The 21,765-nt window shown below is 53.2% G+C and carries 26 protein-coding genes; 11 read left to right on the top strand and 15 right to left on the bottom strand.

Annotated features, from left to right (window positions below; translation table 11 throughout):
• The first annotated feature begins 41 nt into the window (after nt 1-41).
• Entirely contained in the window at nt 42-725 is a 684-nt protein-coding gene (locus AC2FNV_RS01105; protein ID WP_170604524.1) for a DUF1045 domain-containing protein, read from the top strand.
• On the opposite strand, the gene phnN is transcribed toward AC2FNV_RS01105, so the two are convergent.
• The 8 genes from phnN to phnG are packed head-to-tail and all read right to left on the bottom strand — an operon-like array spanning nt 707 to nt 6,292.
• Nucleotides 707-1,255, bottom strand: coding sequence for a phosphonate metabolism protein/1,5-bisphosphokinase (PRPP-forming) PhnN (gene phnN / locus AC2FNV_RS01110; RefSeq protein WP_170473971.1), 549 nt, complete (start codon nt 1,253-1,255; stop codon nt 707-709). The genes AC2FNV_RS01105 and phnN overlap by 19 nt on opposite strands.
• Nucleotides 1,252-1,935, bottom strand: coding sequence for a phosphonate C-P lyase system protein PhnL (gene phnL, locus AC2FNV_RS01115; protein WP_170604523.1), 684 nt, complete (start codon nt 1,933-1,935; stop codon nt 1,252-1,254). The genes phnN and phnL overlap by 4 nt, the downstream gene beginning before the upstream one ends.
• A gap of 11 nt (nt 1,936-1,946) precedes the next feature.
• Nucleotides 1,947-2,717, bottom strand: coding sequence for a phosphonate C-P lyase system protein PhnK (gene phnK / locus AC2FNV_RS01120; protein ID WP_170473976.1), 771 nt, complete (start codon nt 2,715-2,717; stop codon nt 1,947-1,949).
• The gene (locus AC2FNV_RS01125; protein ID WP_170604521.1) at nt 2,714-3,574 is read right to left on the bottom strand and encodes an alpha-D-ribose 1-methylphosphonate 5-phosphate C-P-lyase PhnJ; all 861 of its coding nucleotides are present in this window, start codon (nt 3,572-3,574) and stop codon (nt 2,714-2,716) included. Before AC2FNV_RS01125 ends, phnK begins: the two co-directional genes overlap by 4 nt.
• Nucleotides 3,571-4,167: an HAD family hydrolase gene (locus AC2FNV_RS01130; RefSeq protein WP_170604519.1), complete on the bottom strand. Its 597-nt coding sequence runs from the start codon at nt 4,165-4,167 to the stop codon at nt 3,571-3,573. Before AC2FNV_RS01130 ends, AC2FNV_RS01125 begins: the two co-directional genes overlap by 4 nt.
• Complete coding sequence (locus tag AC2FNV_RS01135; protein WP_170473984.1) at nt 4,164-5,255, bottom strand: carbon-phosphorus lyase complex subunit; 1,092 nt, start codon at nt 5,253-5,255, stop codon at nt 4,164-4,166. Before AC2FNV_RS01135 ends, AC2FNV_RS01130 begins: the two co-directional genes overlap by 4 nt.
• A 3-nt stretch (nt 5,256-5,258) precedes the next feature.
• A complete protein-coding gene (gene phnH / locus AC2FNV_RS01140; protein ID WP_170604517.1) occupies nt 5,259-5,834 on the bottom strand; it encodes a phosphonate C-P lyase system protein PhnH in 576 nt (191 codons plus the stop codon).
• Nucleotides 5,831-6,292, bottom strand: a complete 462-nt coding sequence (gene phnG / locus AC2FNV_RS01145) for a phosphonate C-P lyase system protein PhnG (protein ID WP_170604515.1) — start codon at nt 6,290-6,292, stop codon at nt 5,831-5,833. The genes phnH and phnG overlap by 4 nt, the downstream gene beginning before the upstream one ends.
• Nucleotides 6,293-6,395: 103 nt before the next feature.
• Here phnG and phnF point away from each other — a divergent pair, with 103 nt between their 5' ends.
• A complete protein-coding gene (gene phnF, locus AC2FNV_RS01150) occupies nt 6,396-7,106 on the top strand; it encodes a phosphonate metabolism transcriptional regulator PhnF (RefSeq protein WP_170604513.1) in 711 nt (236 codons plus the stop codon).
• Between the two features lie 109 nt (nt 7,107-7,215).
• Here phnF and AC2FNV_RS01155 read toward each other — a convergent pair whose 3' ends face one another.
• The 5 genes from AC2FNV_RS01155 to phnC form a co-directional block, all read right to left on the bottom strand.
• Nucleotides 7,216-7,830: an LbetaH domain-containing protein gene (locus tag AC2FNV_RS01155; protein WP_170604511.1), complete on the bottom strand. Its 615-nt coding sequence runs from the start codon at nt 7,828-7,830 to the stop codon at nt 7,216-7,218.
• Nucleotides 7,831-7,909: 79 nt separating this feature from the next.
• Nucleotides 7,910-9,226, bottom strand: a complete 1,317-nt coding sequence (phnE, locus tag AC2FNV_RS01160) for a phosphonate ABC transporter, permease protein PhnE (RefSeq protein WP_170604509.1) — start codon at nt 9,224-9,226, stop codon at nt 7,910-7,912.
• Entirely contained in the window at nt 9,223-10,104 is an 882-nt protein-coding gene (gene phnE, locus AC2FNV_RS01165; protein ID WP_170604507.1) for a phosphonate ABC transporter, permease protein PhnE, read from the bottom strand. Before phnE (AC2FNV_RS01165) ends, phnE (AC2FNV_RS01160) begins: the two co-directional genes overlap by 4 nt.
• A 66-nt stretch (nt 10,105-10,170) precedes the next feature.
• Complete coding sequence (gene phnD, locus AC2FNV_RS01170) at nt 10,171-11,073, bottom strand: phosphonate ABC transporter substrate-binding protein (RefSeq protein ID WP_170604505.1); 903 nt, start codon at nt 11,071-11,073, stop codon at nt 10,171-10,173.
• A gap of 66 nt (nt 11,074-11,139) precedes the next feature.
• Complete coding sequence (gene phnC / locus AC2FNV_RS01175; RefSeq protein WP_170474006.1) at nt 11,140-11,961, bottom strand: phosphonate ABC transporter ATP-binding protein; 822 nt, start codon at nt 11,959-11,961, stop codon at nt 11,140-11,142.
• 166 nt (nt 11,962-12,127) lie between these two features.
• On the opposite strand from phnC, the gene rpe reads away from it, so the two are divergent.
• Nucleotides 12,128-12,817 (top strand): ribulose-phosphate 3-epimerase, encoded by a 690-nt coding sequence (gene rpe, locus AC2FNV_RS01180; protein WP_170474008.1) that lies wholly within the window; start codon nt 12,128-12,130, stop codon nt 12,815-12,817.
• 84 nt (nt 12,818-12,901) lie between these two features.
• Here the strand turns inward: rpe and AC2FNV_RS01185 are convergent, their stop codons facing one another.
• Nucleotides 12,902-14,995 (bottom strand): 3-hydroxyacyl-CoA dehydrogenase NAD-binding domain-containing protein, encoded by a 2,094-nt coding sequence (locus AC2FNV_RS01185; protein ID WP_170604503.1) that lies wholly within the window; start codon nt 14,993-14,995, stop codon nt 12,902-12,904.
• 361 nt (nt 14,996-15,356) lie between these two features.
• Nucleotides 15,357-15,530 carry a hypothetical protein gene (locus AC2FNV_RS01190; protein WP_170610392.1) on the bottom strand — a complete coding sequence of 58 codons (174 nt, stop codon included), beginning with the start codon at nt 15,528-15,530 and terminating at the stop codon, nt 15,357-15,359.
• A 252-nt stretch (nt 15,531-15,782) separates the two neighbouring features.
• On the opposite strand from AC2FNV_RS01190, the gene pcaF reads away from it, so the two are divergent.
• The 8 genes from pcaF to AC2FNV_RS01230 are packed head-to-tail and all read left to right on the top strand — an operon-like array spanning nt 15,783 to nt 21,761.
• Nucleotides 15,783-16,985 (top strand): 3-oxoadipyl-CoA thiolase, encoded by a 1,203-nt coding sequence (gene pcaF, locus AC2FNV_RS01195; RefSeq protein ID WP_170604499.1) that lies wholly within the window; start codon nt 15,783-15,785, stop codon nt 16,983-16,985.
• 15 nt (nt 16,986-17,000) lie between these two features.
• Nucleotides 17,001-17,993 (top strand): 1,2-phenylacetyl-CoA epoxidase subunit PaaA, encoded by a 993-nt coding sequence (paaA, locus tag AC2FNV_RS01200; protein ID WP_496772169.1) that lies wholly within the window; start codon nt 17,001-17,003, stop codon nt 17,991-17,993.
• 4 nt (nt 17,994-17,997) lie between these two features.
• Nucleotides 17,998-18,399, top strand: a complete 402-nt coding sequence (locus AC2FNV_RS01205; RefSeq protein ID WP_170604495.1) for a hypothetical protein — start codon at nt 17,998-18,000, stop codon at nt 18,397-18,399.
• Complete coding sequence (gene paaB, locus AC2FNV_RS01210; protein WP_170604493.1) at nt 18,396-18,680, top strand: 1,2-phenylacetyl-CoA epoxidase subunit PaaB; 285 nt, start codon at nt 18,396-18,398, stop codon at nt 18,678-18,680. Before AC2FNV_RS01205 ends, paaB begins: the two co-directional genes overlap by 4 nt.
• Nucleotides 18,680-19,438, top strand: a complete 759-nt coding sequence (gene paaC / locus AC2FNV_RS01215) for a 1,2-phenylacetyl-CoA epoxidase subunit PaaC (protein WP_496772171.1) — start codon at nt 18,680-18,682, stop codon at nt 19,436-19,438. The genes paaB and paaC overlap by 1 nt, the downstream gene beginning before the upstream one ends.
• 5 nt (nt 19,439-19,443) lie before the next feature.
• A complete protein-coding gene (gene paaD, locus AC2FNV_RS01220; protein ID WP_170604489.1) occupies nt 19,444-19,902 on the top strand; it encodes a 1,2-phenylacetyl-CoA epoxidase subunit PaaD in 459 nt (152 codons plus the stop codon).
• A gap of 13 nt (nt 19,903-19,915) precedes the next feature.
• Nucleotides 19,916-20,989, top strand: coding sequence for a 1,2-phenylacetyl-CoA epoxidase subunit PaaE (gene paaE / locus AC2FNV_RS01225; RefSeq protein ID WP_170604487.1), 1,074 nt, complete (start codon nt 19,916-19,918; stop codon nt 20,987-20,989).
• A 13-nt stretch (nt 20,990-21,002) separates the two neighbouring features.
• On the top strand, nt 21,003-21,761 hold the full coding sequence (locus AC2FNV_RS01230) for a Phenylacetic acid catabolic protein (protein WP_170604485.1): 759 nt from the start codon (nt 21,003-21,005) through the stop codon (nt 21,759-21,761).
• Nucleotides 21,762-21,765: the final 4 nt, after the last annotated feature.

The raw sequence follows: 21,765 nt of genomic DNA on the forward strand, positions 1-21,765 counted from the left end.
AATGTTTGAGCTAAGGAACGGCCACGCAATAGGAGGCCAATGTGACATTTACGCGATACGCTATCTATTTTTCGCCACCAACGGATGCTCCGTGGGCGCAGTTCGCGACCAGCTGGCTGGGTTGGGACATGGCGCGCGGCGTCGAAGTCACGCATCCGGTCGCAGAGGGCATCAATGTTTCTGCTGTCACGGACGTTCCGCGAAAGTACGGTCTTCATGCGACGATGAAACCACCCTTCCACCTGCGCCAAGGGCAAACACTTTCGGAATTGCAAAGTGCGTGTGAGCTTCTGGCGAGCCACCTGACTCCGATCAGGCTGGACGGCCTCGAAGTTGCCCGCCTTGGTCGATTTGTTGCCTTGCGTCCGATCGGCGATTTGAGCGAACTGAACAATTTGGCTGCGGCATGCGTCCAAGAGCTTGACGAGTTTCGCCATCCACCTTCTGCCAGCGAACTGGATCGACGCCGCGCTGCCGGCTTGACCCCCAAACAGGATCAAAACCTGTTGAAGTGGGGATATCCTTACGTCTTGGACGAGTTTCGATTTCACATCACCCTTAGCGGCAAGCTGGACAAGTCGATACTGCAAATCGTAAAAACGACACTGGACCGCGATCTGGCACCGATGTTGCCAGTGCCATTTCAGATCAATGACCTGACATTGGTTGGTGAAGCAGAAGACGGGCGCTTTCATTTGATTCACCGTTACGCTCTCACCGACTGAAGGCGGTCCAAGATTTTGTCCACTGTTTCGACGAGAGTTCCTGAATTGTCGACGACAAAAACTTGTTTCAACCCCTGGGGTAATGGTGCTTTGGCCTGCCGCAGTCGCCGCTTTTGTTCTTCGTTGCTTTCCCGTCCTCGCCTCAAAAGCCGTTGCGCCAGTACTTCGGCATCCGCAGTCAATGAAATTACGATCAGATTGCCGAACGTTTGCTGTGCTTCTAACAATACCGAACGGGAAAGATTGACCAAAACAGCGTCACTGTTTTGCCGCTGCGCTTCGACGTCTTTGGGTATGCCATAGCTCAAGCCGTGGGCCACCCAATTCAAAGCGAATACACCGTCCAAAACCATTTGTGCGAATGCCTCGGGTGAAACCCGATCAAAGTCTTCGCCTTCCTCTCCTTCGGGCCGTGTAATTACTCGCCTTACACGCCGATATCCAAGGAAACGGGTCTCTAAAGCTTCAATTACGCTGTCCTTCCCCACCCCAGAGGGACCCACAATCGCGATTACAGGTGCCAGACTCATGCAACCATCTCCGGTGTGAATTCCGAGACATTGACCTCTCGGTCGCATACTGTTTCGCGGGCTTCAATGTCATGGAATATTCCAACAATGGCAGCTCCTCGTGCTTTTGCCTCTTTGATCAGTGTCAGAACTGTTTCGCGGTTCTTTACATCCAAGCTTGCCGTTGGTTCGTCCAACAACATCGCCGGGTAGTCGTGAGCAAATCCCCGAGCGATATTCACACGTTGCTGTTCACCACCTGAGAAGGTCGTCGGACTGAGCGGCCAAAGCCGATCAGGAATACTAAGCCGGGTTAGCAAACTCGCAGCCTTTTCAAGAGCCTTTTGCTTATCACTGCCTGTGGCAAGCAATGGTTCAGCCACAACCTCAAGTGTCGGCACCCTTGGAACAACGCGAAGGAATTGACTGACATAGCCCAGCGTTTCACGCCTTAACTTTAGAATTTCGCGCGGTTCAGCCTTTGCCACATCCAACCCGGCGACCAAGACCTGTCCCAACCCGGCCAGATAGTTTCCGTAGATCACCCGCATCAAAGTGGATTTGCCCGCGCCCGAGGCCCCGGTTAATGCAACACATTCACCCGACTCTACTTTCAGCGAAGTACGCTCCATTACCGGGATCGTTACACTGCCCTGATTATGCAGCGTAAAACTCTTACTTACGTTTTTGAGTTCAATCATTGTTGGCCACCTCAGACCTGCAAAACGCTCGAGACGAGTAACTGTGTGTAGGCATGCTGCGGATCGTCCAGTACCTGATCAGTCAGCCCGGCCTCGACCACGTGGCCATCCTTCATGACCATCAATCTGTCTGCCAGCAGTCGCACAACGGCCAGATCATGGGTGACGATGATGGCGCTCAGCCCCATCTCACGCACCAGTCCGCGCAACAGATCCAGCAGCCTCGCCTGAACCGAAACATCCAGCCCACCTGTTGGTTCGTCCATGAACACCAATCGGGGTCCGGTCACTAGGTTTCGCGCAATCTGCAATCGCTGTTGCATACCGCCAGAGAAAGAAGTTGGGCGATCATCTAAACGGGTTTCATCAATTTCGACCCGGCCCAACCAGTCAATTGCTTTGGTGCGGATATTACCGTAGTGGCGCTCGCCGACTGCCATAAGCCGCTCACCGATATTGCCTCCGGCGCTTACCGACATGCGCAACCCATCGCGCGCATGTTGATGCACAAATGCCCAGTCGGTCCGCCCCAGCATCCGGCGTTCAGGTTCGGACATGGTAACTGTGTCCATCGGGCCATCGGTTTTTGTATCAAAGACCACCTGTCCTGCATCAGGTTCCAGATGGCCAGCCAAGCAGTTCAGCAACGTCGACTTGCCCGAACCGCTCTCGCCTACAATGCCCATAACCTCGCCCGGGTAGAGGTCAAAACTCACTTCAGCGCATCCGATCCGGGTTCCATAACGCTTCTCGATGCCTTTCACCTGCAACAGGGGGGTCACGCCGCGTCCTCCTTAGCTAATCGGCCTGCGTGACCCGCCTCACGCCGGGACCGGCAATAATCTGTGTCCGAGCAGACAAACATGCGGTTGCCTGCATCATCTGTAATTACCTCGTCCAGATAACTGTTCTCCGCACCGCACAAATCACATGGATGATCAGCCTTGGTCGCTTCGAACGGATAGTCCTCAAAGTCTAGACTGACGGCTTTGGTATGCGGCGGCACAGCGTAGATTCGTTGTTCGCGCCCTGCACCAAACAGCTGTATCGCGTTCATTTCCAACTTGGGATTATCGAATTTTGGGATTGGCGATGGATCCATCACATACCGTTCCGACACCTTTACCGGGTAAGCGTAAGAGGTCGAAATAGCGCCGTGCTGGCTGATATCCTCATACAACTTCACATGCATCAGCCCGTATTCCTCTAGGCTGTGCATCTTGCGCGTCTCGGTCTCTCGGGGCTCTAGAAAACGCAAAGGTTCAGGGATCGGCACCTGGTAAACAAGAATCTGATCTTCTCGCAAAGCCGCTTCCGGAATTCGATGACGGGTTTGAATGATCGTTGCTTTTTCCGTCTCTTCGGTCGTTTCGACTCCGGCTGTTTTTTCAAAAAACTTGCGGATTGATACCGCATTCGTCGTGTCATCAGCGCCCTGATCAATAACCTTTAAAGTGTCATCCGGTGTGAGCGTCGCGGCCGAGACTTGCACGCCTCCTGTGCCCCAGCCATAGGGCATCGGCATCTCTCGACTGGCAAAAGGCACCTGATATCCCGGTACTGCCAACCCTTTGAGGATGGCGCGGCGTATCATACGCTTGGTCTGCTCGTCTAAGTATGCAAAATTGTACTCGCTCATAGGAAACCTCTTTCGATCAACGCGATCTCCAACGCCTTCGGTGTTGTGAAATGGATGCCATCCATGCCGACGGCACGAGCGCCTTCGATATTGTGCAACCCATCATCGATAAAGGTGCAGTCCTCAGGGGCAATTCCTGCCCTTTCGCAAAGCAGCTGGAAAATTCGCGCGTCTGGCTTCATGACGCCTTCTTGTCCGGAAACAATGACGGTACCGAACACCTCAGCCAATCGTGGATGAACCTTCAATCCCTCGGGCCAAGTCTCCGCTGACCAGTTGGTTATAGCATGAACTGGCGTTCCCACCTCTTTGAGCCGGCCCAAAAGGTCCCATGTTCCTTGTATCGGGTTTTCAACAGTTCGCGTGTATAGCGCGACGTATTCAGCGAACAGGTTACGGTCCCGCGGATCGTCTATTTCCTGTGCCAGATCGACAAAGCTTTCCCCGTTGTCTCCACGTGCATTGAGGACCTTGAAATCAGTCCTTTCAAGGAATGCGCGCGCAGCATCTTCTGAACCAAGGATCTCGGTCCATGCTAAATGCGGTTGCCAATCTATCAAAACACCGCCGATATCGAAGACGACTGCCCTCATTCTGCCGCCTCCTTCATTGTAACCCGTTCTTCAGCCTCTCGGCGCAGTTTGCGCACCAGTTCCAGTTCAGATTGAAAATCAACGTAATGCGGGAGTTTGATGTGCTCTAGAAAGCCGGTCGCCTGAATATTGTCCGCATGGCTAAGCACAAACTCCTCGTCCTGCGCAGGAGCGCCCATATTGTCCTCGCCTAGTTCTTTCCAACGCAAGGCGCGGTCCACCAGAGCCATTGCAATAGATTTTCTCTCTGATTGCCCGAATACCAGCCCATAGCCCCGCGTGAATTGGGGAGGTTCCGTTTTTGAGCCTTTGAACTGATTTACCGTCTCGCATTCAGTCAGTTCGATTTCCCCAATATCAATTGCAAATCCAAGTTCGGGAATGTCCATCTGGACCTCGACCTTGCCGATCCGCAACTCACCGACAAACGCATGGTTGCGTGCGTAACCGCGCTGGGTCGAATAGGCCATACCCAGCACAAACCCCTCATCCCCGCGCGTCAAGGATTGCAAACGAAGCGGACGGTTTGACGGAAACTCCATTGGCTCGCGTGTCAGGTCACCGGGTGTAGCATCGCTTGGCGGTTCGTCCTGAATGATACCTTCGCCCGTCAGAAACTCGGTAATATGCGGCGTTGGATTTGTTCTAGGTAAGGCCTCTGGCGCCGAAGCAACCTCGCCCTCAGCAGCCAGTTTGAAGTCCAACAATCGGTGCGTATAGTCGAATGTTGGGCCAAGAACCTGCCCACCTGGGGCGTCCTTGAATGTTGCCGATATTCGTCGGTCACAAGCCATCTTACCGGTCTCTACCGGAACTGAGTATCCAAAGCGCGGCAGCGTCGTGCGATAGGCGCGGATCAGAAAGATCGCTTCTATCAAATCACCCCGAGCCTGCTTGATTGCTAATGCTGCGAGATCAGGGTCAAACAGTGATCCCTCGGCCATAACTCGATTGACGGCCAGGCTAAGTTGCTCGCGTATCTGTGCCAGACTCAGCTCAGCTACATCGATCGCCCCGCGCCTTTCTTCGGCCAACCAGGCATGGGCATTTTCGATGGCTTTCTCGCCACCTTTTACGGCAACATACATTGTCTAATCCCCCACCCCAATCTGTGTACTTCGCGGCAGCGCCGCGATCTTATCGTTGCTGGTAAAGAAAAAGTCGCATCCAAGTGGGTAAAGCCGAGCATTATCCTGCAGCACCCCGATGTCCGGCAGTGAAAGGTGGCTGGCTTGTTTGATGCCAGGTCCACGCAGAGCGCTTCCTTGCGGAAGCAATTCGTCGCATTCCACTATCAGTGTCGCCGATCGATCAGGGTATTCCGGAGTTCCAATCCGGTATGAACTTAAGGGCATCAACTCATCCCAAGTTCCCACCGCAAAATCCGCTTCTGCCGCTGAGGTGATCGGGGCACCCGTATGAAAAACAAGCCAATTCCGAACTTCCGACGTGTTTATTCGGCCTGCTAAGTGAACTGATGTTTCCTGATCGCAAAGCGTCAGCAGCAAAGTGCCTGTGGCGACCGACAACGGCCCAGGAGGCAAGACCCCCTTCAACTCCCGAATTTCTCCCGGGCGCGCCATGACGGTCATGGCGGCGCGAAACGCATGGGCGGCGTCGACCGGCGCGTTTTGAAATCCGCCAGAAAATTGCGTGTGTTGGGTCATGTGTCTTCTCCACGCACCATCGTGAAAAACTCGACTTTGGTGGCAGCGGCCTTTGCTGCTCGGGCAGATTTAGTGTCATTCATTTGCCGCATTAACGGATCGATCACCCGATCTTTCACTTGATCCGCCGTTCCCGTTTGCATGAGCGCATCAACAAGCGCCGCTATTTCAGCTGCGGACTTGGATCGGCCCTGAACGTATCCATGACCAATCGGTCCGCTCTGCAGCGCCAGCGAACATCGAGTGACCGTCATTTCACCTAGGTTGAACGGCGCACCCGTGCCTCCTGTGCGCCCTTGGATCATAACACCGCCCACCTCGGGTCTGCGCAGCCACTCAAACTTTGGGCTTAGCGCAGCTTTTGTCCAAGCATCCTCTAACGCATCGTGGGGCACGCGGGCCAAAAGCCCCATCCACGTACGACGCGCCTCTGCTGAAATATCCGAATTTTCCGCCATCAAAGCCTCTTGGCCAGGTTGTCTGCCTATACTATACAACTAGACAAATAATACAGTTGCGCTTTCGTGCGCGCAATCCTCTACCGTGTGAATTTTTGGTGACATGAAAAAAACGCCGATTTGGAAAAGCATCGCCCTGAATCTGACCTCTGACATTGCAGAGGGCCGTTACGGAACCGGAGACCGCCTGCCGACCGAAGCGCAATTAGCAGCCAAGCACGGGGTCAATCGACACACCGTCAGACGCGCGCTTTTGGATTTGGCCGAACAGGGATTGGTCCACCCTCGACGAGGTGCGGGAGTTTTTGTCGCCGCGCGACCCACGGACTACCCCATCGGAAAGCGCGTCCGGTATCACAAAAGTATTTCCGCTAGCGGCAAAATTCCCGGGAAAAAGATCCTTGCACTGACTACTCGAGCTGCTGACGAAACTGAAGCTGATGCACTGAATCTTACCGCTGGGGACGCGGTGCATGTATACGATGGGTTGTCCTTAGCCGATGGTCAACCAATCGCTATGTTTCAAAGCCTTTTTCCGGCAGAGCGCCTGCCCGGCATTCTGGATGCCCTAACACAGACGGGTTCAGTCACGCGCGCACTACAGCTCTGCGGAGTGGACGACTACACTCGAGTGTCGACGCGATTGACAGCCAGAGCAGCCAGCGCAACGCAAGGGTTACACCTGAAGTTATCCGAAGGCGCCCCGGTTCTTCATTCACTAGGCATCAACGCGGATTCCAGCGGACAACCAGTAGAGTTCGGCAAGACCGTTTTTGCTGGCGAGCGCGTGACGTTAACGCTGAGCGAGGAATGAAGACAGGCAACGGCTGAGCACTTCGATCATCATTGAGAAGGTAAAGCTAGGACTGAACCACAGGCTCGATTTAGACGAAAGCGCTAGTCTGATGATGTGTTTTGGGGCTTCATTCATACTTTTCCAGAAATGCTTCGGCTTTCAGAGTTCGGAAATCCGATAAAGCTTCTCTAAGGCGGTCATGACTCCAATCCCACCAAGCCAACGCTGTCATACGCTCGGAAATATCCATTGAAAAACGCCGACGTATAGGTTCGGCCGTGACGCCTGCAACGATTGTATATGGTGCTACGTCCTTGGTGACTATTGCTCCGGATGCGACAACTGCCCCGTGACCGATAGTGACTTCGGGCTTGATTATCGCAGCATGTCCGATCCAGGTGTCGTGCCCAATTTCGGTCCTTCGGCTCGCGCGGTATTCAAACCACTCCGCATCATCTTCAGCATCGTCCCAATAGCTGGCCGACCGATAATGAAAGTGGTGCAACGAGGCCTTGTCCATGGGATGATCAGTTGCACCTATTCGCGTGAAGCTGGCGATATTCGAGAACTTGCCGATCCTCGCATTCTCGATATCACAAGTTCGGTCACAGTACGAATAATCCCCGAACTCCGAATTTGCGACCCGTGTCCCGGCTCCGATTTCTACAAAAGCCCCAAAACTACTGTTGGAAATCTGGCAATCGGGATGGAGGAAAGGTTTGTCGGAACGGAGGCGTGTCATTGTCTGTTTTTCAATTCTGATATCTGAACGCGAGCTAGCTGTCGCCAGCCGCGTTTTCGTTTTTGCGGTTAATGCTTTGTTACGTCTTACCTTGGATCAGGCGTTTACGCAGCCAGCCCGAAAACCAGTCCATCAACATCACCATCAGGATAATAAGCATTATGTAGTATGCTACTTCCTCCCAATCTTTTTGCGTGATGATTGCCTGCGTCAACAGCAAGCCAATGCCGCCGCCCGTAATTGCACCAATTACCGTGGCACTGCGGGTATTGGATTCCAGAAAATAAAGTAGCTGACTGAGTAGAACCGGAGTTACCTGAGGGATCACGCCGAACCTGTACCGCTGGGGCGCATTTGCCCCTGTGGATTGCACACCTTCAATCTGTTTTTGATCAACGTTCTCCAACGCTTCCGAAAAGATTTTTCCGAAGGTTCCAGTGTCCGTAATCAATATTGCCAACGCGCCGGTCAGCGGTCCCGGACCAAAAGCGCGGGCCAGTACTACTGTCCAGATCAAGGCATCCACCCCACGCACGAAATCAAAAACCCGGCGCGTAAAAAAACGTACTGATTTTAGCGGGTTAAAGTTACGCGTTGCCAGAAAGGCCAACGGAAGCGCGACCATCGCCGCACCAAATGTGCCCAGAAAGGCCATGAGAATTGTTTCGAAAATTGCCCAGGCGACGTCCTGATGCCGCCACATCTTGTTTGTCCAGAAATCGCTAAATATCTCGCTTGCTTCACCAGATACGGCCCGCTCGGCAAGCTCGGTAAAGGATTGACCATAATAAGGACTGTCCAGCGTGAACCAGAACAGCTCCCATCCGGTGAAATAACGAAAAACTTCGGACCTGTTTCGTGTTACGGTTAATCGCCCGGCATCTGTTGTTACGGCCAAACGGTTTTTGGACAAATTTATCCACTCTGGAATTTCTCCGTCAGGCAGTTCGGCTTGTACCCCTGCTGTCCGCGTCGGCGTTGCACGAACCGTTCCATAGCCTGGAATGTCATACTCGACGGTCTCCGGGCCGAAACGTACGACGTGGCCGTCCTCAAGATCGATCACAGTCGTTTCGCCCAATGTCACCCAATCAGGTGTCATTCCTTCCGGATAGGTGCCCTTGCGTTCGCCCTCGATCGCTATCGCGATCTGGGCGTTGCGGTTATCCCTTTCGACGTGCGTTTTGTAGCTGTAGCTGTCAGAAACCAGAGTTTTACCGTTTTCCCAATCAGCGCGTGAGGTAAGGCCAGGCACATCGAACGCAAAGAACACATATGTCAGGTAAGCAAGCAACAGTGCAGGAAGCCCGAAATTTGTCAGGCGCTTGCGATTGAATAATCGGCTCGCTTCGGTCTTCAGGTCATCGACGCTCAGATCGGTTGCAAAAGTGCTCATGCCCGTGCCCCTTTATTGGAACCATGAGTCAGTCGTTCCCGCAGCAAACCCGAGAGTTGATCTACGACTACGATAGTCACGAATAGCAAAATGAAGATTGCCGCAGCTTCGTCATAGCGACCCTGCCCCCAGGACATCGCGTTGCGCAGTTCATAACCAAGTCCACCTGCACCGACGAATCCAAGAATGGCCGAAGCTCGAATGTTGATCTCAAACCGCAGCAGAGCATAACTCACGTAGTTCGGACCCACCTGAGGAATCACGCCCAAATACATCCGCTGAGACCAATTGGCTCCGACGGAATGCAACCCTTCGACCGGCTTAAGTGACGCGTTTTCGTTTACTTCGGAAAACAATTTTCCCAATGCACCCGCAGTGTGTATGGCAATTGCAATCATTGCCGGAACAGGACCCCCACCAAGAACAAAGATCAAAACCAAGGCGATAACGATCTCGGGTATTGCGCGGCAGATGTCCGAGATACGTCTGAAAAGCGGGATCTGAGATGGCCAAAGCGCCATTCCACGCGTTGACATCAGCGCCAGAAATGTACCTGCGATGGTTCCAATCAAAGTTGAGGCTGCGGCAATGTTGATGGTCTCTACCAAAGCGGGGAAAAAGGCTACAAGATGCAAAGGCATCTCAGCGATTTTCTCCCATGCTTCTGAGAGCACCACAGTTGGATAATCTAATATCCGATGCCAGCCATCGAAAAAGCTCCCGGCATTTCGATTGTCGGCAATACGAAACCCCGAAGCCATAACGGCTATGAATACGATCAGAAGAATGCCACCATAGACCCGTTTGCGTCGCGTCAGTGAAGTATATTCATCGCGGATTTGCGAAACGCTGAGGAACCCAGCGGTCTGGTCTGTCATGGAATGCTCCCGCGCGGAAATCGGGGCCTGATGAGACACCAGACCCCAATATATTGAACTGCTAGCTTAGTTTGACTTCAGCTTGCGTGCTTCGATGATGATTTCATAAGCGTCATGTGTGATCGGCTCAAACGCTTTGGCTTCACCTGCCGCTACGCCGTAAAAGCAATCGCGATCTTTCACGGCCAGCCCCGCCATCAGCGTTGTCATTTTCTCTTTGACGTCAGCTGGAAGGGCCGTACGCAGAACAATCGGGCCTTCTGGGATCGGCTTTGATTGCCAGATCATGACCATGTCGTTCATATCGACCAAGCCCGCATCAACCGCGCGACGCAATGCGCCCGAGTTAAAGCCGTCTTCCCAATCGCCCAGACCATCGGCCCAGGTCACGCCGCCATCAACGTCCCCATTGTTGACGGCAACGATGGTCTGCTCGTGTCCTCCTGTGAATTTAACTTCACCAAAGTAGTCACCAGAGTCCATGGTCGCGCCAGTGGCTTGAGGGATTTCAATCGACGGGATCAAATAACCGGATGTCGAGTTCGGGTCACCGAAACCAAAGGTCTTGCCTTTCATGTCTTCCAGCGAGTTTATGCCGCTATCCTTACGGGCAAAACCGATCGAATAATAACCATAGCCGCCATCGACATTGACTTTAACCAGTACCGGCTCGACCGCTTCGGGATCGCTCAGATACGTCTTTGCATAGCCCGACGCGCCAAGCCATGCCATGTCGATTGTACCACCCAGCAAACCCTGAATGACACCATCATAGTCCGCAGGGGCGAACAGTTTGGTTTCAACGCCCAGCTCTTCTTCGGTGTACTTACGCAAACACTCATTATTGTTCAGGCGATCCTGCGCGTTTTCGCCGCCCAAAAGGCCGATGCGAAACTCGCTGATTTCCTGAGCAATGGCCGGTGTGGCCATAACCGTGGTCGCAACAAGGGCAGCAACTATTTTTTTCATCTGTCTCTCTCCAGGTTGATGTCCCCGGCCTCTCATCAGACCAGGTGATGAAAGGTTTTTGTCGGCTTAAATGGTTGCTTCAGCTTCCATAAGAGCCTTTTGCGTGGCGTCGAGCGTATCGATCTCGGTTGATGTCGCTTCTTCTGAAAAGCTTGTATCGGCACCGTAGATTTCGCGTGCGACTCCTGTCGTGAGCTGCTCGGGCAACCCGTCGAATACTATGCGACCATCCCGCATTCCAACGACGCGATCACAATACCGACGCGCGGTATCCAGTGTGTGCAGATTGGCAATTACAGTGCGACCGTCTTCCTCGTGGATACGACGCAGCGCCTGCATCACGACCTGAGCGTTCATTGGGTCCAACGAAGCAATGGGCTCATCTGCCAGAATAATCCTCGGGTCCTGCATCAGGGCGCGGGCAATGGCGACCCTTTGTTGCTGACCTCCCGAAAGGGCTTCGGCCCTTTTCGGCGCGTGCTCGGCAATACCAAGACGATCAAGAATATCGATTGCCCGATGGATTTCCTCCATCGGAAATAGATTGAACATTGTCGCCAGTGTTGAGTGCCGATTCAGCGTTCCATGCAGCACGTTTGACACAACGTCCATGCGCGGAACCAGATTGAACTGCTGGAAGATCATTGCGCAATCGGCTTGCCATGCCCTTTTTTCGCGACCCTTCAATGTTGTAACATCGCGGCCTTCAAAAACAATTTTGCCATCGCTGGCATCCGTAAGTCGATTGACCATCCGCAGAAGCGTTGATTTCCCTGCGCCTGACCGACCGATAATTCCAATCATGCAGGGCTTGTCGACGTCCAGCGTTGCAGAATCTACGGCGATATTGCCGCCAAAGCGTTTGGTCAGTTTCTCGATCCGCAGCACGTGCCACCCCCAATTGACTTTGGAGGTCAGCTATAGACGGCGGCCAACGAATATGTGTCGGTTTGATGAAAGTTTTGTAAATGCCGGTATTGCGCCGCAAGCTCTACACTTTGTTAAAAATCGCGGATATACGCGCTGATAAATCCATGTATTGCATGAGGCCAAAATGAGCTTTGACCGTAAGATCAAGATCGCCCCTTCGATCCTTTCTGCCGATTTCGCAAATTTTGGGCAGGAAATTCAGGCCATCGAAGCACAGGGGGCAGATTGGGTTCATGTTGATGTCATGGACGGTCATTTCGTTCCCAATCTCACTTTTGGACCCCCGGCAGTCAAAGCATTTCGTCCGCATGTGAAAACGGTAATGGACGTACACCTAATGATCACGCCGGTCGATCCATACATTCAGGCCTATGCTGATGCAGGAGCGGACATCCTGACGGCGCACATCGAAGCTGGCCCGCACATTCATCGTACATTGCAGGCGATCCGGGCGGCGGGAATGAAAGCAGGCGTTGCGCTGAACCCTGGCACGTCGGCGGAATCCGTAGAACACCTGCTGGATTTGGCGGATTTGGTTTGCGTGATGACAGTAAACCCCGGTTTTGGTGGCCAGAAATTCATCGACATGACCGACAAAGTGCGCCGTCTGCGCGAAATGATTGGGGATCGGCCAATACACATCGAAATTGACGGCGGCGTCGATCCTAGTACCGCACCTCTGGTCGCGGAGGCAGGTGCTGATGTGCTTGTTGCGGGATCGGCAGTATTCAAAGGTGGATCAGTAGAAAACCCGAATATCTACGGAGAGAATATCCAAGCCATCCGAACCGCAGCGGAACGCGCATTGTCATAAAGTGCACTTCTTTCTATCTGCAGCCCCGTGAAAACTGAATTTTTAGATGGGTTGATAGTAGAAACTTATCGCTCGTAGCAAGTTTCAGTTATGCGCGTTCAGATCCTCGAAGGTTTTCCCTTCAGATACGAGTTGTTCCAGCAACGGCGCTGGTTGCCAGAAAAACGAGTCTTCGTTCGACCATTTCCGAATGTCTTCTAGTATTCCGGGCAAACCCTGCAAGTCCGCCCATTTCAATGGCCCCCCAAAAAAACGCGGAAAACCGTAGCCAAACAGCAATGTTACGTCGACATCCAGCGGACGACTTGCGATGCCTTCGCCAACGACTTTGGCGGCTTCGTTAACCATCGAGGCCATGTAACGGCGTAAAATCTCTTCGTCTGAAAATGAGCGCGCGACGATACCCTGTGCATCACGATCTGCCTCAACCAGAGACATGACGTCAGGATTTGGCGTGCCAGTCCGTTTACCTGGTTCGTAGACGTAATACCCCCTGCCCGTCTTTTGACCGAAATGCCCTGCCTCGCACAGCTTGTCGGCATATGTGCTGTCGCGGGCTTGAGGGTTCAGCCCTTCTGCTCTTTTCCTTTTGCGCATCGCCCAACCGATATCCAGACCAGCAAGGTCGGACACAGCAAATGGTCCCATGGCAAAACCGAAATCAGTCAGCGCCTTGTCAATCTGATAAGGGGTCGCCCCATCCAAAACCATATGATCGGCACAAGCTCTGTAGGTATTGAGAATGCGGTTCCCAATGAAACCGTCGCAAACTCCTGCGCGAACGGAAACTTTGCCTAATCGACGCCCCAAAGCAAACCCAGTGGCCATAACCTCCAAAGACGTCTCATCCGCCACAACGACCTCAAGCAACTTCATCACGTGGGCAGGGGAAAAGAAATGCAACCCAATTACATCTTGGGGCCGTGAAGTGGTCGCCCCTATCTCGTTAATATCCAGATAGGACGTGTTTGTCGCCAAAACCGCACCTGGTTTACAAACCGCATCCAATGACGAGAACACTTGCTTCTTTACCTCCATGTCCTCGAAAACGGCCTCGACCACCAGATCGACGTTGCTGAGTGCACCATAGTCTATAGCCAGAACAAGCCGGTCTTGGAGAATTTCGTCAAAATCGCTTTGGCTCAGCTTACCTCGTTTAACCGCGCCGTTTAGGTTGGAGGCAATTCGGTTCTTTGCAGCGTAGGCCGCTTCATGCGACATCTCAAGCATCACAACTGGTAAGCCTGCCAATAGTACCGCAGATGCAATTCCGGCCCCCATCGTGCCGCCGCCGACAACACCAACCTGATGCAGGATCCGCGGTTCGACACCTTTCAATTCGGGTAGCTTGGCAACTGCTCGCTCGGCAAAAAAGGCGTGGATCAGACCCTTGCGCTGGTCTGTGCCCATAAGCTCCAGAAACAGCTCGCGCTCGCGTGCCAGCCCCGCCGCAAAACTATCGGCTTCGCAAGCGGCTTGCACCGCCCGCACGGCCACCGCCCCGGATAACTGCCCCCGACCTTTTTTCAGCATTGCTTCGCAGGCTGCGTCAAAGTCGATCCCGGCAGGCGAAGGCAGCTCCGAAATTGGCCGACGCGGCGCTGATCGTTGCAAAAGCGCCTGCACGTAACTCAGACCGATCTCGCAAGGATCACCATCCTGAACTTCGTCCAAAATACCCAATTCTAATGCTTCGGGCGCAAGTACGTGGCGTCCGGATGTAATGATTTCCAACGCAGCGCTGACACCTGAGATACGCGGTAGGCGCTGACTGCCACCTGCACCTGGGATAAGCCCCAAATTGACTTCGGGGAAACCAATTCTGGTTGTGGGAATGGCTATGCGATAGTGGCTGGATAGCGCAACTTCAAGCCCCCCGCCCAGCGCTGCGCCGTGCAGGGCGGATACCACCAGCAACGGTGAGGATTCAATGCGGTCGCACACATCCGGCAGAAATGGCCGAACTGGTGGCTTACCGAATTCACGTATGTCTGCGCCGGAAAAATACGTACGGCCCTTGCCATAGATCAATACTGCCTTTGCTCCATCCACCTCGGCGCTCTCTAAACCGTTGATAATCCCCTTACGTATTTCTAAGCCGAGCGCGTTGACCGGAGGATTGTTGGCAGCAAGGACGGCAACATCACCTATCTTCTCATACTCTATTGCCTGCGACATCCCACTTAGTCTCCCGTGAAAACCTGAAATTTTCTGAAATCGACAAAAGACTGGCGCGAGCTGACGAGCTGTTCAACCCTAATTTCCAGTTTGTCATTTTGAACACAAGAATTGACCCCTCGAAGAAGTGAAAAAAAACTTCGTGTTAGTGGCACTCGATTATCCCAAAATATATAGCTGGGGGTGTTCAACTACGCTGAACCCAAAAAACCGGATGCATCTGGTTTGTAGTTCCGAAACTTCAGAAATTCTGTCCGCGCATATCGGTTATGTACAGCCTAACCCGCCTGAACGGGTAGTTATCGATTACGTTTCAAGGCGAAAAAATCCTAATCAAAAAGAGACATCGAATATGCAACCTTCAATGAAGGTCGGTACCAAGTTCAATGCCTTGTCCGCAGGTGGCTACGATCTTTAAAAGAGCGCCGCCAAAGCGCTGACTAAGTTCGAGAAGGTACACACCAAAGCCCAGAAAGTTCAGGCTTATTGGGACATGTCTGAAGCGGAAATTGCTGCGCAGGGTCTTCAGCGTCAAGCCATCCTTCGAATGGTAATGGTAATACCCAGTGTGATCTGATCTCGAATGTTCCGCCCACCAGAAGAAGGTGTTGAAATCCCCCAACCTGAAGCTTGCAGTCTGACGAGTTGATTTCACTTTTTATGTTACCGATTTTTGTCAATTTGGATTTTCGTGTTACATTTTTCTTGTCCCGAATCGACTGGGCGAATATTAACCGACCCAACGGTCACCTAATCAAATTACCACGGTTTCGGAGAAGCCCTTTAAATGGAAGCATTTATCTGTGATGCACAACGTACCCCCATCGGGCGGTATGGCGGAAGTTTAAGCCAGGTGCGCACCGACGATCTGGCCGCCATTCCACTTTCCGCATTGATTGCGCGAAACCCAGAAACCGATTGGGCCAGCGTGGATGATGTGATCTACGGCGATGCAAACCAGGCCGGGGAAAGCAATCGCAATGTCGCTCGGATGGCAGCCCTTTTAGCAGGACTGCCTGTCGATGTCCCCGGTACGACTGTCAACAGATTGTGCGCCAGCGGCATGGACGCGGTGGGTATGGCGGCGCGGGCACTACGCTCTGGTGACTATGACCTGGTCATCGCCGGGGGCGTTGAAAGCATGACTCGCGCGCCTTTCGTTATGCCAAAAGCAACTTCACCCTTCACCCGCGACAATGCAGTTTATGACACGACTATCGGTTGGCGGTTTGTGAACCCGAAGATGCAGCAGAAGTTTGGTATCGACTCGATGCCTCAAACAGCGGATAACGTTGCGGAAACATATGGCATCAGCCGCGAAGATCAGGATGCCTTTGCCGAACGCAGCCAGGCCCGTTGGGCCGCGGCGCACCAGACCGGGGTGTTTGAGGAGGAGATCACCCCGGTCACAATCCCTCAGCGCAAGGGTGAACCGATTGTATTCGATACCGACGAACATCCTCGTCCAGGTACGAACGCGCAAAAACTTTCTACGTTAAAGGGGATCAACGGACCTGAAAAAACCGTGACAGCCGGGAATTCCTCGGGTGTCAACGACGGTGCCGCTGCAATATTGCTGGCCAATGAACAGACTGCAACGCGCAATGGGCTAACCCCGATAGCACGCGTCGTCGGCATGTCGGTCGCCGGGGTCGAGCCTCGTGTTATGGGGATTGGCCCTGTTCCCGCCACTCGAAAAGTGCTGGCCCGCGCCGGATTGAGCATCAACCAGATGGATGTGATAGAATTGAACGAGGCTTTTGCTGCACAAGGTCTGGCCACCCTGAGAGAGCTGGGCATTCCTGACGACGCGGCACATGTGAACCCAAATGGCGGAGCAATTTCCATCGGCCACCCGCTGGGCATGTCTGGTGCCAGGTTAGTGATGACCGCAGCATTTCAATTGCGTCGCGCCGGAGGCCAATATGCGCTTTGCGCTATGTGCGTCGGAGCCGGCCAAGGCGCAGCAATAATTCTCGAACGCGTCTAAGGGAGGAGAGCCCGCATGTACGCTCAGATGATCAAGACGGCTAGAACCGGCGTAAAGTCCCGTGAAGAAATGACGGAACAGGAACGTAAGTTTCAGGAAAAGATCGACGCAGATATCAAGATCGAGCCCAAGGACTGGATGCCCGATGATTACCGTGCGACCCTGATCCGGCAAATTAGTCAGCATGCTCATTCCGAAATCGTTGGACAAATGCCTGAGGGTAACTGGATAACCCGCGCCCCTACGCTTGAGCGAAAAGCAATTCTGCTGGCCAAGGTGCAGGACGAGGCTGGGCACGGTCTCTACCTGTATTGCGCGGCTGAGACACTAGGCGTCAGCCGCGATGAGTTAACCGAAATGCTGCTGGACGGTCGAATGAAATATTCGTCGATCTTCAACTATCCGACACTCAATTGGGCAGATATCGGAGCAGTCGGGTGGTTAGTAGATGGCGCAGCGATCATGAACCAGGTACCGCTTCAACGCACGTCCTATGGACCCTATTCGCGCGCCATGATCCGAATTTGTAAGGAAGAAAGCTTTCACCAGCGACAGGGATATGACGCGATCCGCAAGATGGCAGAAGGTACGCCCCAACAGCGTAAAATGGCGCAGGATGCATTAAACCGCTTTTGGTTCCCGTCTTTGATGATGTTTGGACCTTCCGACAAAGAGTCGGTGCACTCGACGCAATCGATGGCTTGGAAAATCAAGATCAATACCAATGACGAACTGCGTCAGAAATTCGTGGATCAAACAGTGCCACAAGCCGATTACCTCGGACTGACAATTCCTGACCCAAATTTGAAATGGAACGATGAGCGCGGACATTACGATTTCTCGGAACCTGACTGGTCCGAGTTCTTTGACGTCATCAAGGGCAACGGCCCATGCAATGTCGATCGGCTTGCAGCACGTAACAAGGCGTGGGACGACGGCAAATGGGTGCGCGAGGGGCTATTGGCACATGCCGGAAAGAAACGTGCAAGAAATCTTGCTGCGGAGTGACCATATGAACCCTCCTTCATCGCTACTTCGCATTTTGCTGCTGATTTGTGTCGCTTTTTTTCTTTGCATGGGGCTGGCGCATTTCAGCGGCCTCAAATGGCCGGTTCTGTTTGTTTACTTTGATACGCCTTACTACGCCTATCAGGACAAGATCATCTCATTCACTTTGATCACCTACGCATCCTTGTTCTTTGCGGCATCGCGCCATCTGATCGTAGTGCCCTACGCGCTGATTTCGATTTGGGGAACTGTTCTGGGACTTTCCGCCGTAAACCTGTCTTCAGCGCTACGTACCGTTTTAGAAAACCAAGGCACTCTTCCCTATTGGTTGCAAACGGTTAGTTTTGCGGCTTTGGCCGCAGTACTCACCCTTCTTTATCTTCGAGAAAAGGAGACAGCAGCATGAAAAACGAATGGCCACTATGGGAAATCTTCATTCGCGGTCAACATGGGATGAGCCACCGCCACGTCGGTTCGCTGCACGCCCCAGATTCTGAAACGGCGATCAAGAATGCGAGGGATGTTTATACACGGCGAAACGAGGGCGTTTCGATTTGGGTAGTGGAGGCGAATGACATTTCGGCGTCATCACCTGGTGACAAAGGGCCGATGTTCGAACCCAGCGAAAGCAAGGTCTACCGCCACCCAACTTTCTACGACATTCCAGACGACGTGGGGGCAATGTAATGACCCACGACGAAGCATTGGCACAGTTTCTGCTGCGGATGGGCGACAACACCTTGATCCTTGGGCACCGTGTTAGTGAATGGTGCGGCCACGCACCCGTGCTTGAGGAGGACATTGCGCTTGCCAATATTGCGCTGGATTTGATTGGTCAAACACAGATGTGGCTTGGGCTTGCGGGCCAAATTCAGGGCGGACAAAGCGCGGATGACCTGGCATTTCTGCGTGACGCGTGGGATTTTCGCAATGTCCTGCTGGTCGAAGTTCCTAACGGTGATTTTGGCCGGACCATAATGCGACAATTCCTGTTCGACGCTTGGCATTCAATCGTTTTGGAACAGCTGCAATCGTCTGCGGATGACCGCGTTGCAGCCATCGCTGCCAAAGCACGCAAGGAGGTTGCATATCATCTCGAACGTTCACGAGACACTGTGGTGGGTCTTGGCGACGGAACAGAGGAAAGCCATAGCCGTATGCAAGGGGCGCTGGATTATCTTTGGCCATACGTAGGAGAGATGTTTGCTGTCGACGAAGTTGATGCGATAATGACTGACGCAGGCGTCGCTCCGAACCCATTGGATTTGCGCGCGCAATATGACGCGTTGATCGAAAAGGTTATGACCAAAGCGACGCTCACCATCCCAGAAAACAGATTTGCGCACAAGGGTGGTCGCGACGGACGGATGCATACAGAGCATCTGGGTCACTTGCTGACACAGATGCAATGGTTGCAACGCGCCTATCCCGGCGCAAGCTGGTAAGACCAATGCGCGTCTCAACCGATCAGGTTTGGGAATGGTTGGAAGCTGTTCCAGATCCCGAAATCCCAGTGATTTCAGTTGTGGATTTGGGCATTGTACGGGACGTGCGGTGGGATGCAGAAACGTTAAAAGTCATCGTGACACCGACCTATTCCGGATGTCCCGCGACCTCGGTTATCAATATGGATATTGAAACCGCGCTGCGAGATCACGGCGTTGAGCATCTGAAAATAGAGACCAGCATTTCGCCGCCATGGACGACAGAATGGATGAGCGAAAAAGGCCGGGCAAAGCTGGAAAAGTATGGCATCGCCCCGCCGCAACCTGCGGGCGGGCCACAGCGGTGCCCACATTGCGGCAGCAAGGCCGTTCAAAAGGTAAGTCAGTTTGGGTCAACACCCTGCAAGGCCCATTGGCGTTGTACTGAGTGCATGGAACCTTTTGATTATTTCAAATGCATCTGAGGAGGAGCACGGCATGGCTCGCTTTCACGATCTGAAAGTCACTGACATCTACAATACCATCCGCGATGCGGTTGTCGTGACTTTGGAACCTGTGAACGAAGATGCAGAAATGTTCGACTTTGCTGCCGGACAGTATCTGACTTTCCGACAGGAATTTGACGGAGAAGAGCTGCGGCGGTCCTATTCAATTTGTGCGGGCAAAGATGATGGCCTGTTGCAGGTAGGGATCAAGCGTGTGGACGGCGGCGCTTTTTCAAGTTGGGCAAACTCAGGCTTGAAAGTTGGTGACATTGTGCAGGCAATGCCGCCCATGGGCAGCTTTCACACGCCCTTGGACCCGGCCTCTGAAAAGCATTACCTAGGCTTTGCGGGTGGGTCTGGCATAACCCCGGTTCTATCGATCTTACGCACAACTCTAGCCCGTGAGCCAAAATCACGTTTCACACTCATCTACGCAAACAAAGGCGTGAATACGATCATGTTCCGCGAGGAGCTAGAGGATCTCAAGAACCTCTACATCGGTCGAATGAACGTAATCCATGTTCTGGAAACCGATACGCAGGAAATTGACCTTTTTACTGGTTTGGTGACGCGGGAAAAATGTGCTCAGTTGTTTGAGCACTGGATAGACGTCGACAACGTCGACACAGCCTTTATCTGCGGGCCCGAGCCAATGATGCTGGGTATCGCGGCCGCCTTGCGCGATCATGGATTGGATGAAAGCCAAATCAAGTTCGAGCTTTTTGCCAGCGCCCAACCGGGACGCGTCAAGCGCAGGTTGGACGCAGCGAATAATCGAACTCAGGCCAATCAGACACAGGCGTCAATCACTCTTGATGGATCAACTCAAACAATATCGTTGCTCAAGGATCAATCCATTCTGGATGGAGCCTTAGAAAACGCCATGGATGCACCTTTTGCTTGCAAGGCAGGTGTCTGTTCCACATGTCGATGCAAGGTGATCGAAGGCGAGGTCGAGATGATGTCGAACCACGCGCTTGAGGATTACGAGGTCGAGAAAGGCTATGTTCTGAGCTGTCAGGCCTATCCCCTGACTGACCGTGTCGTCGTCGACTACGACCAATAGAGGGGAAAAGCCAATGTCAGACGCCATGTCCATCGACAGCTATCTCGCCGCAGGTGGCGTTTTGACAAACCCCACCAATGTCCCACCCAGATATCGCGCTGAGTTGATGAAACTGATGGCCACGTTTGTTGACAGTGAACTGGCCGGTGCGGCGGGTTTTGCGGACGCAATCAATCTTGGCCCGGGGATCAAGGAACGGATCGCCGCCGCGCGTATCGTTCTGGAAAAAACGGACAGCGCCGAGCGCGTCCTGAGGATTATGGGGGAATTCGGAGTAGATACAGACAGATACGCCACGCATCACCCTTGGACGGCACGTTTGGCCCGCGGTGCTGATATTGGCGCCGTGCGCAGCGAACACGATATGCGCTTGGCTGTATTCAACTACCCGATTCAAGGTTGGACCGACGCTGTCGTAATGAACCTATTGATGAGCAACGCGGTGGTCGAACAACTGGCCGAGTTCTCATCAATCTCTTATCAACCGTTGGCCGAGGCATTCCGCGAGATTTCACCTATTGAAGAGCACCACGGTGAACTTGCTTTGGAAGGTGCCATCAAGTTGGTTGCACAAGGGGAAACCGAGACAATGCAAAACTCGGTAGACTATTGGTGGCCGCGCGTGGCGGCCAGCTTTGGTTCGGGGAACGTAGAAAAAACCGAAAACCTGAGAAAAATGGGCCTTCGTCATAAATCTGGCCCCGAACTTAAACGTAGTTGGACAAAAAAGGCGTCAGACCTTCTGGATCAACTGGGCCTGACGAAACCGTAAAGGG

Source organism: Ruegeria sp. BHSA163, from assembly GCF_059613365.1.

What these genes read in the sequence shown, in the direction of transcription:
- phnN (WP_170473971.1), bottom strand. Translation starts at nt 1,255, where the DNA reads ATGAGTCTGGCACCTGTAATCGCGATTGTGGGTCCCTCTGGGGTGGGG.
- phnL (WP_170604523.1), bottom strand. Translation starts at nt 1,935, where the DNA reads ATGATTGAACTCAAAAACGTAAGTAAGAGTTTTACGCTGCATAATCAG.
- AC2FNV_RS01125 (WP_170604521.1), bottom strand. Translation starts at nt 3,574, where the DNA reads ATGAGCGAGTACAATTTTGCATACTTAGACGAGCAGACCAAGCGTATG.
- AC2FNV_RS01130 (WP_170604519.1), bottom strand. Translation starts at nt 4,167, where the DNA reads ATGAGGGCAGTCGTCTTCGATATCGGCGGTGTTTTGATAGATTGGCAA.
- AC2FNV_RS01135 (WP_170473984.1), bottom strand. Translation starts at nt 5,255, where the DNA reads ATGTATGTTGCCGTAAAAGGTGGCGAGAAAGCCATCGAAAATGCCCAT.
- phnH (WP_170604517.1), bottom strand. Translation starts at nt 5,834, where the DNA reads ATGACCCAACACACGCAATTTTCTGGCGGATTTCAAAACGCGCCGGTC.
- phnG (WP_170604515.1), bottom strand. Translation starts at nt 6,292, where the DNA reads ATGGCGGAAAATTCGGATATTTCAGCAGAGGCGCGTCGTACGTGGATG.
- phnF (WP_170604513.1), top strand. Translation starts at nt 6,396, where the DNA reads ATGAAAAAAACGCCGATTTGGAAAAGCATCGCCCTGAATCTGACCTCT.
- AC2FNV_RS01155 (WP_170604511.1), bottom strand. Translation starts at nt 7,830, where the DNA reads ATGACACGCCTCCGTTCCGACAAACCTTTCCTCCATCCCGATTGCCAG.
- phnE (WP_170604509.1), bottom strand. Translation starts at nt 9,226, where the DNA reads ATGAGCACTTTTGCAACCGATCTGAGCGTCGATGACCTGAAGACCGAA.
- phnE (WP_170604507.1), bottom strand. Translation starts at nt 10,104, where the DNA reads ATGACAGACCAGACCGCTGGGTTCCTCAGCGTTTCGCAAATCCGCGAT.
- phnD (WP_170604505.1), bottom strand. Translation starts at nt 11,073, where the DNA reads ATGAAAAAAATAGTTGCTGCCCTTGTTGCGACCACGGTTATGGCCACA.
- rpe (WP_170474008.1), top strand. Translation starts at nt 12,128, where the DNA reads ATGAGCTTTGACCGTAAGATCAAGATCGCCCCTTCGATCCTTTCTGCC.
- AC2FNV_RS01185 (WP_170604503.1), bottom strand. Translation starts at nt 14,995, where the DNA reads ATGTCGCAGGCAATAGAGTATGAGAAGATAGGTGATGTTGCCGTCCTT.
- pcaF (WP_170604499.1), top strand. Translation starts at nt 15,783, where the DNA reads ATGGAAGCATTTATCTGTGATGCACAACGTACCCCCATCGGGCGGTAT.
- paaA (WP_496772169.1), top strand. Translation starts at nt 17,001, where the DNA reads ATGTACGCTCAGATGATCAAGACGGCTAGAACCGGCGTAAAGTCCCGT.
- AC2FNV_RS01205 (WP_170604495.1), top strand. Translation starts at nt 17,998, where the DNA reads ATGAACCCTCCTTCATCGCTACTTCGCATTTTGCTGCTGATTTGTGTC.
- paaB (WP_170604493.1), top strand. Translation starts at nt 18,396, where the DNA reads ATGAAAAACGAATGGCCACTATGGGAAATCTTCATTCGCGGTCAACAT.
- paaC (WP_496772171.1), top strand. Translation starts at nt 18,680, where the DNA reads ATGACCCACGACGAAGCATTGGCACAGTTTCTGCTGCGGATGGGCGAC.
- paaD (WP_170604489.1), top strand. Translation starts at nt 19,444, where the DNA reads ATGCGCGTCTCAACCGATCAGGTTTGGGAATGGTTGGAAGCTGTTCCA.
- paaE (WP_170604487.1), top strand. Translation starts at nt 19,916, where the DNA reads ATGGCTCGCTTTCACGATCTGAAAGTCACTGACATCTACAATACCATC.
- AC2FNV_RS01230 (WP_170604485.1), top strand. Translation starts at nt 21,003, where the DNA reads ATGTCAGACGCCATGTCCATCGACAGCTATCTCGCCGCAGGTGGCGTT.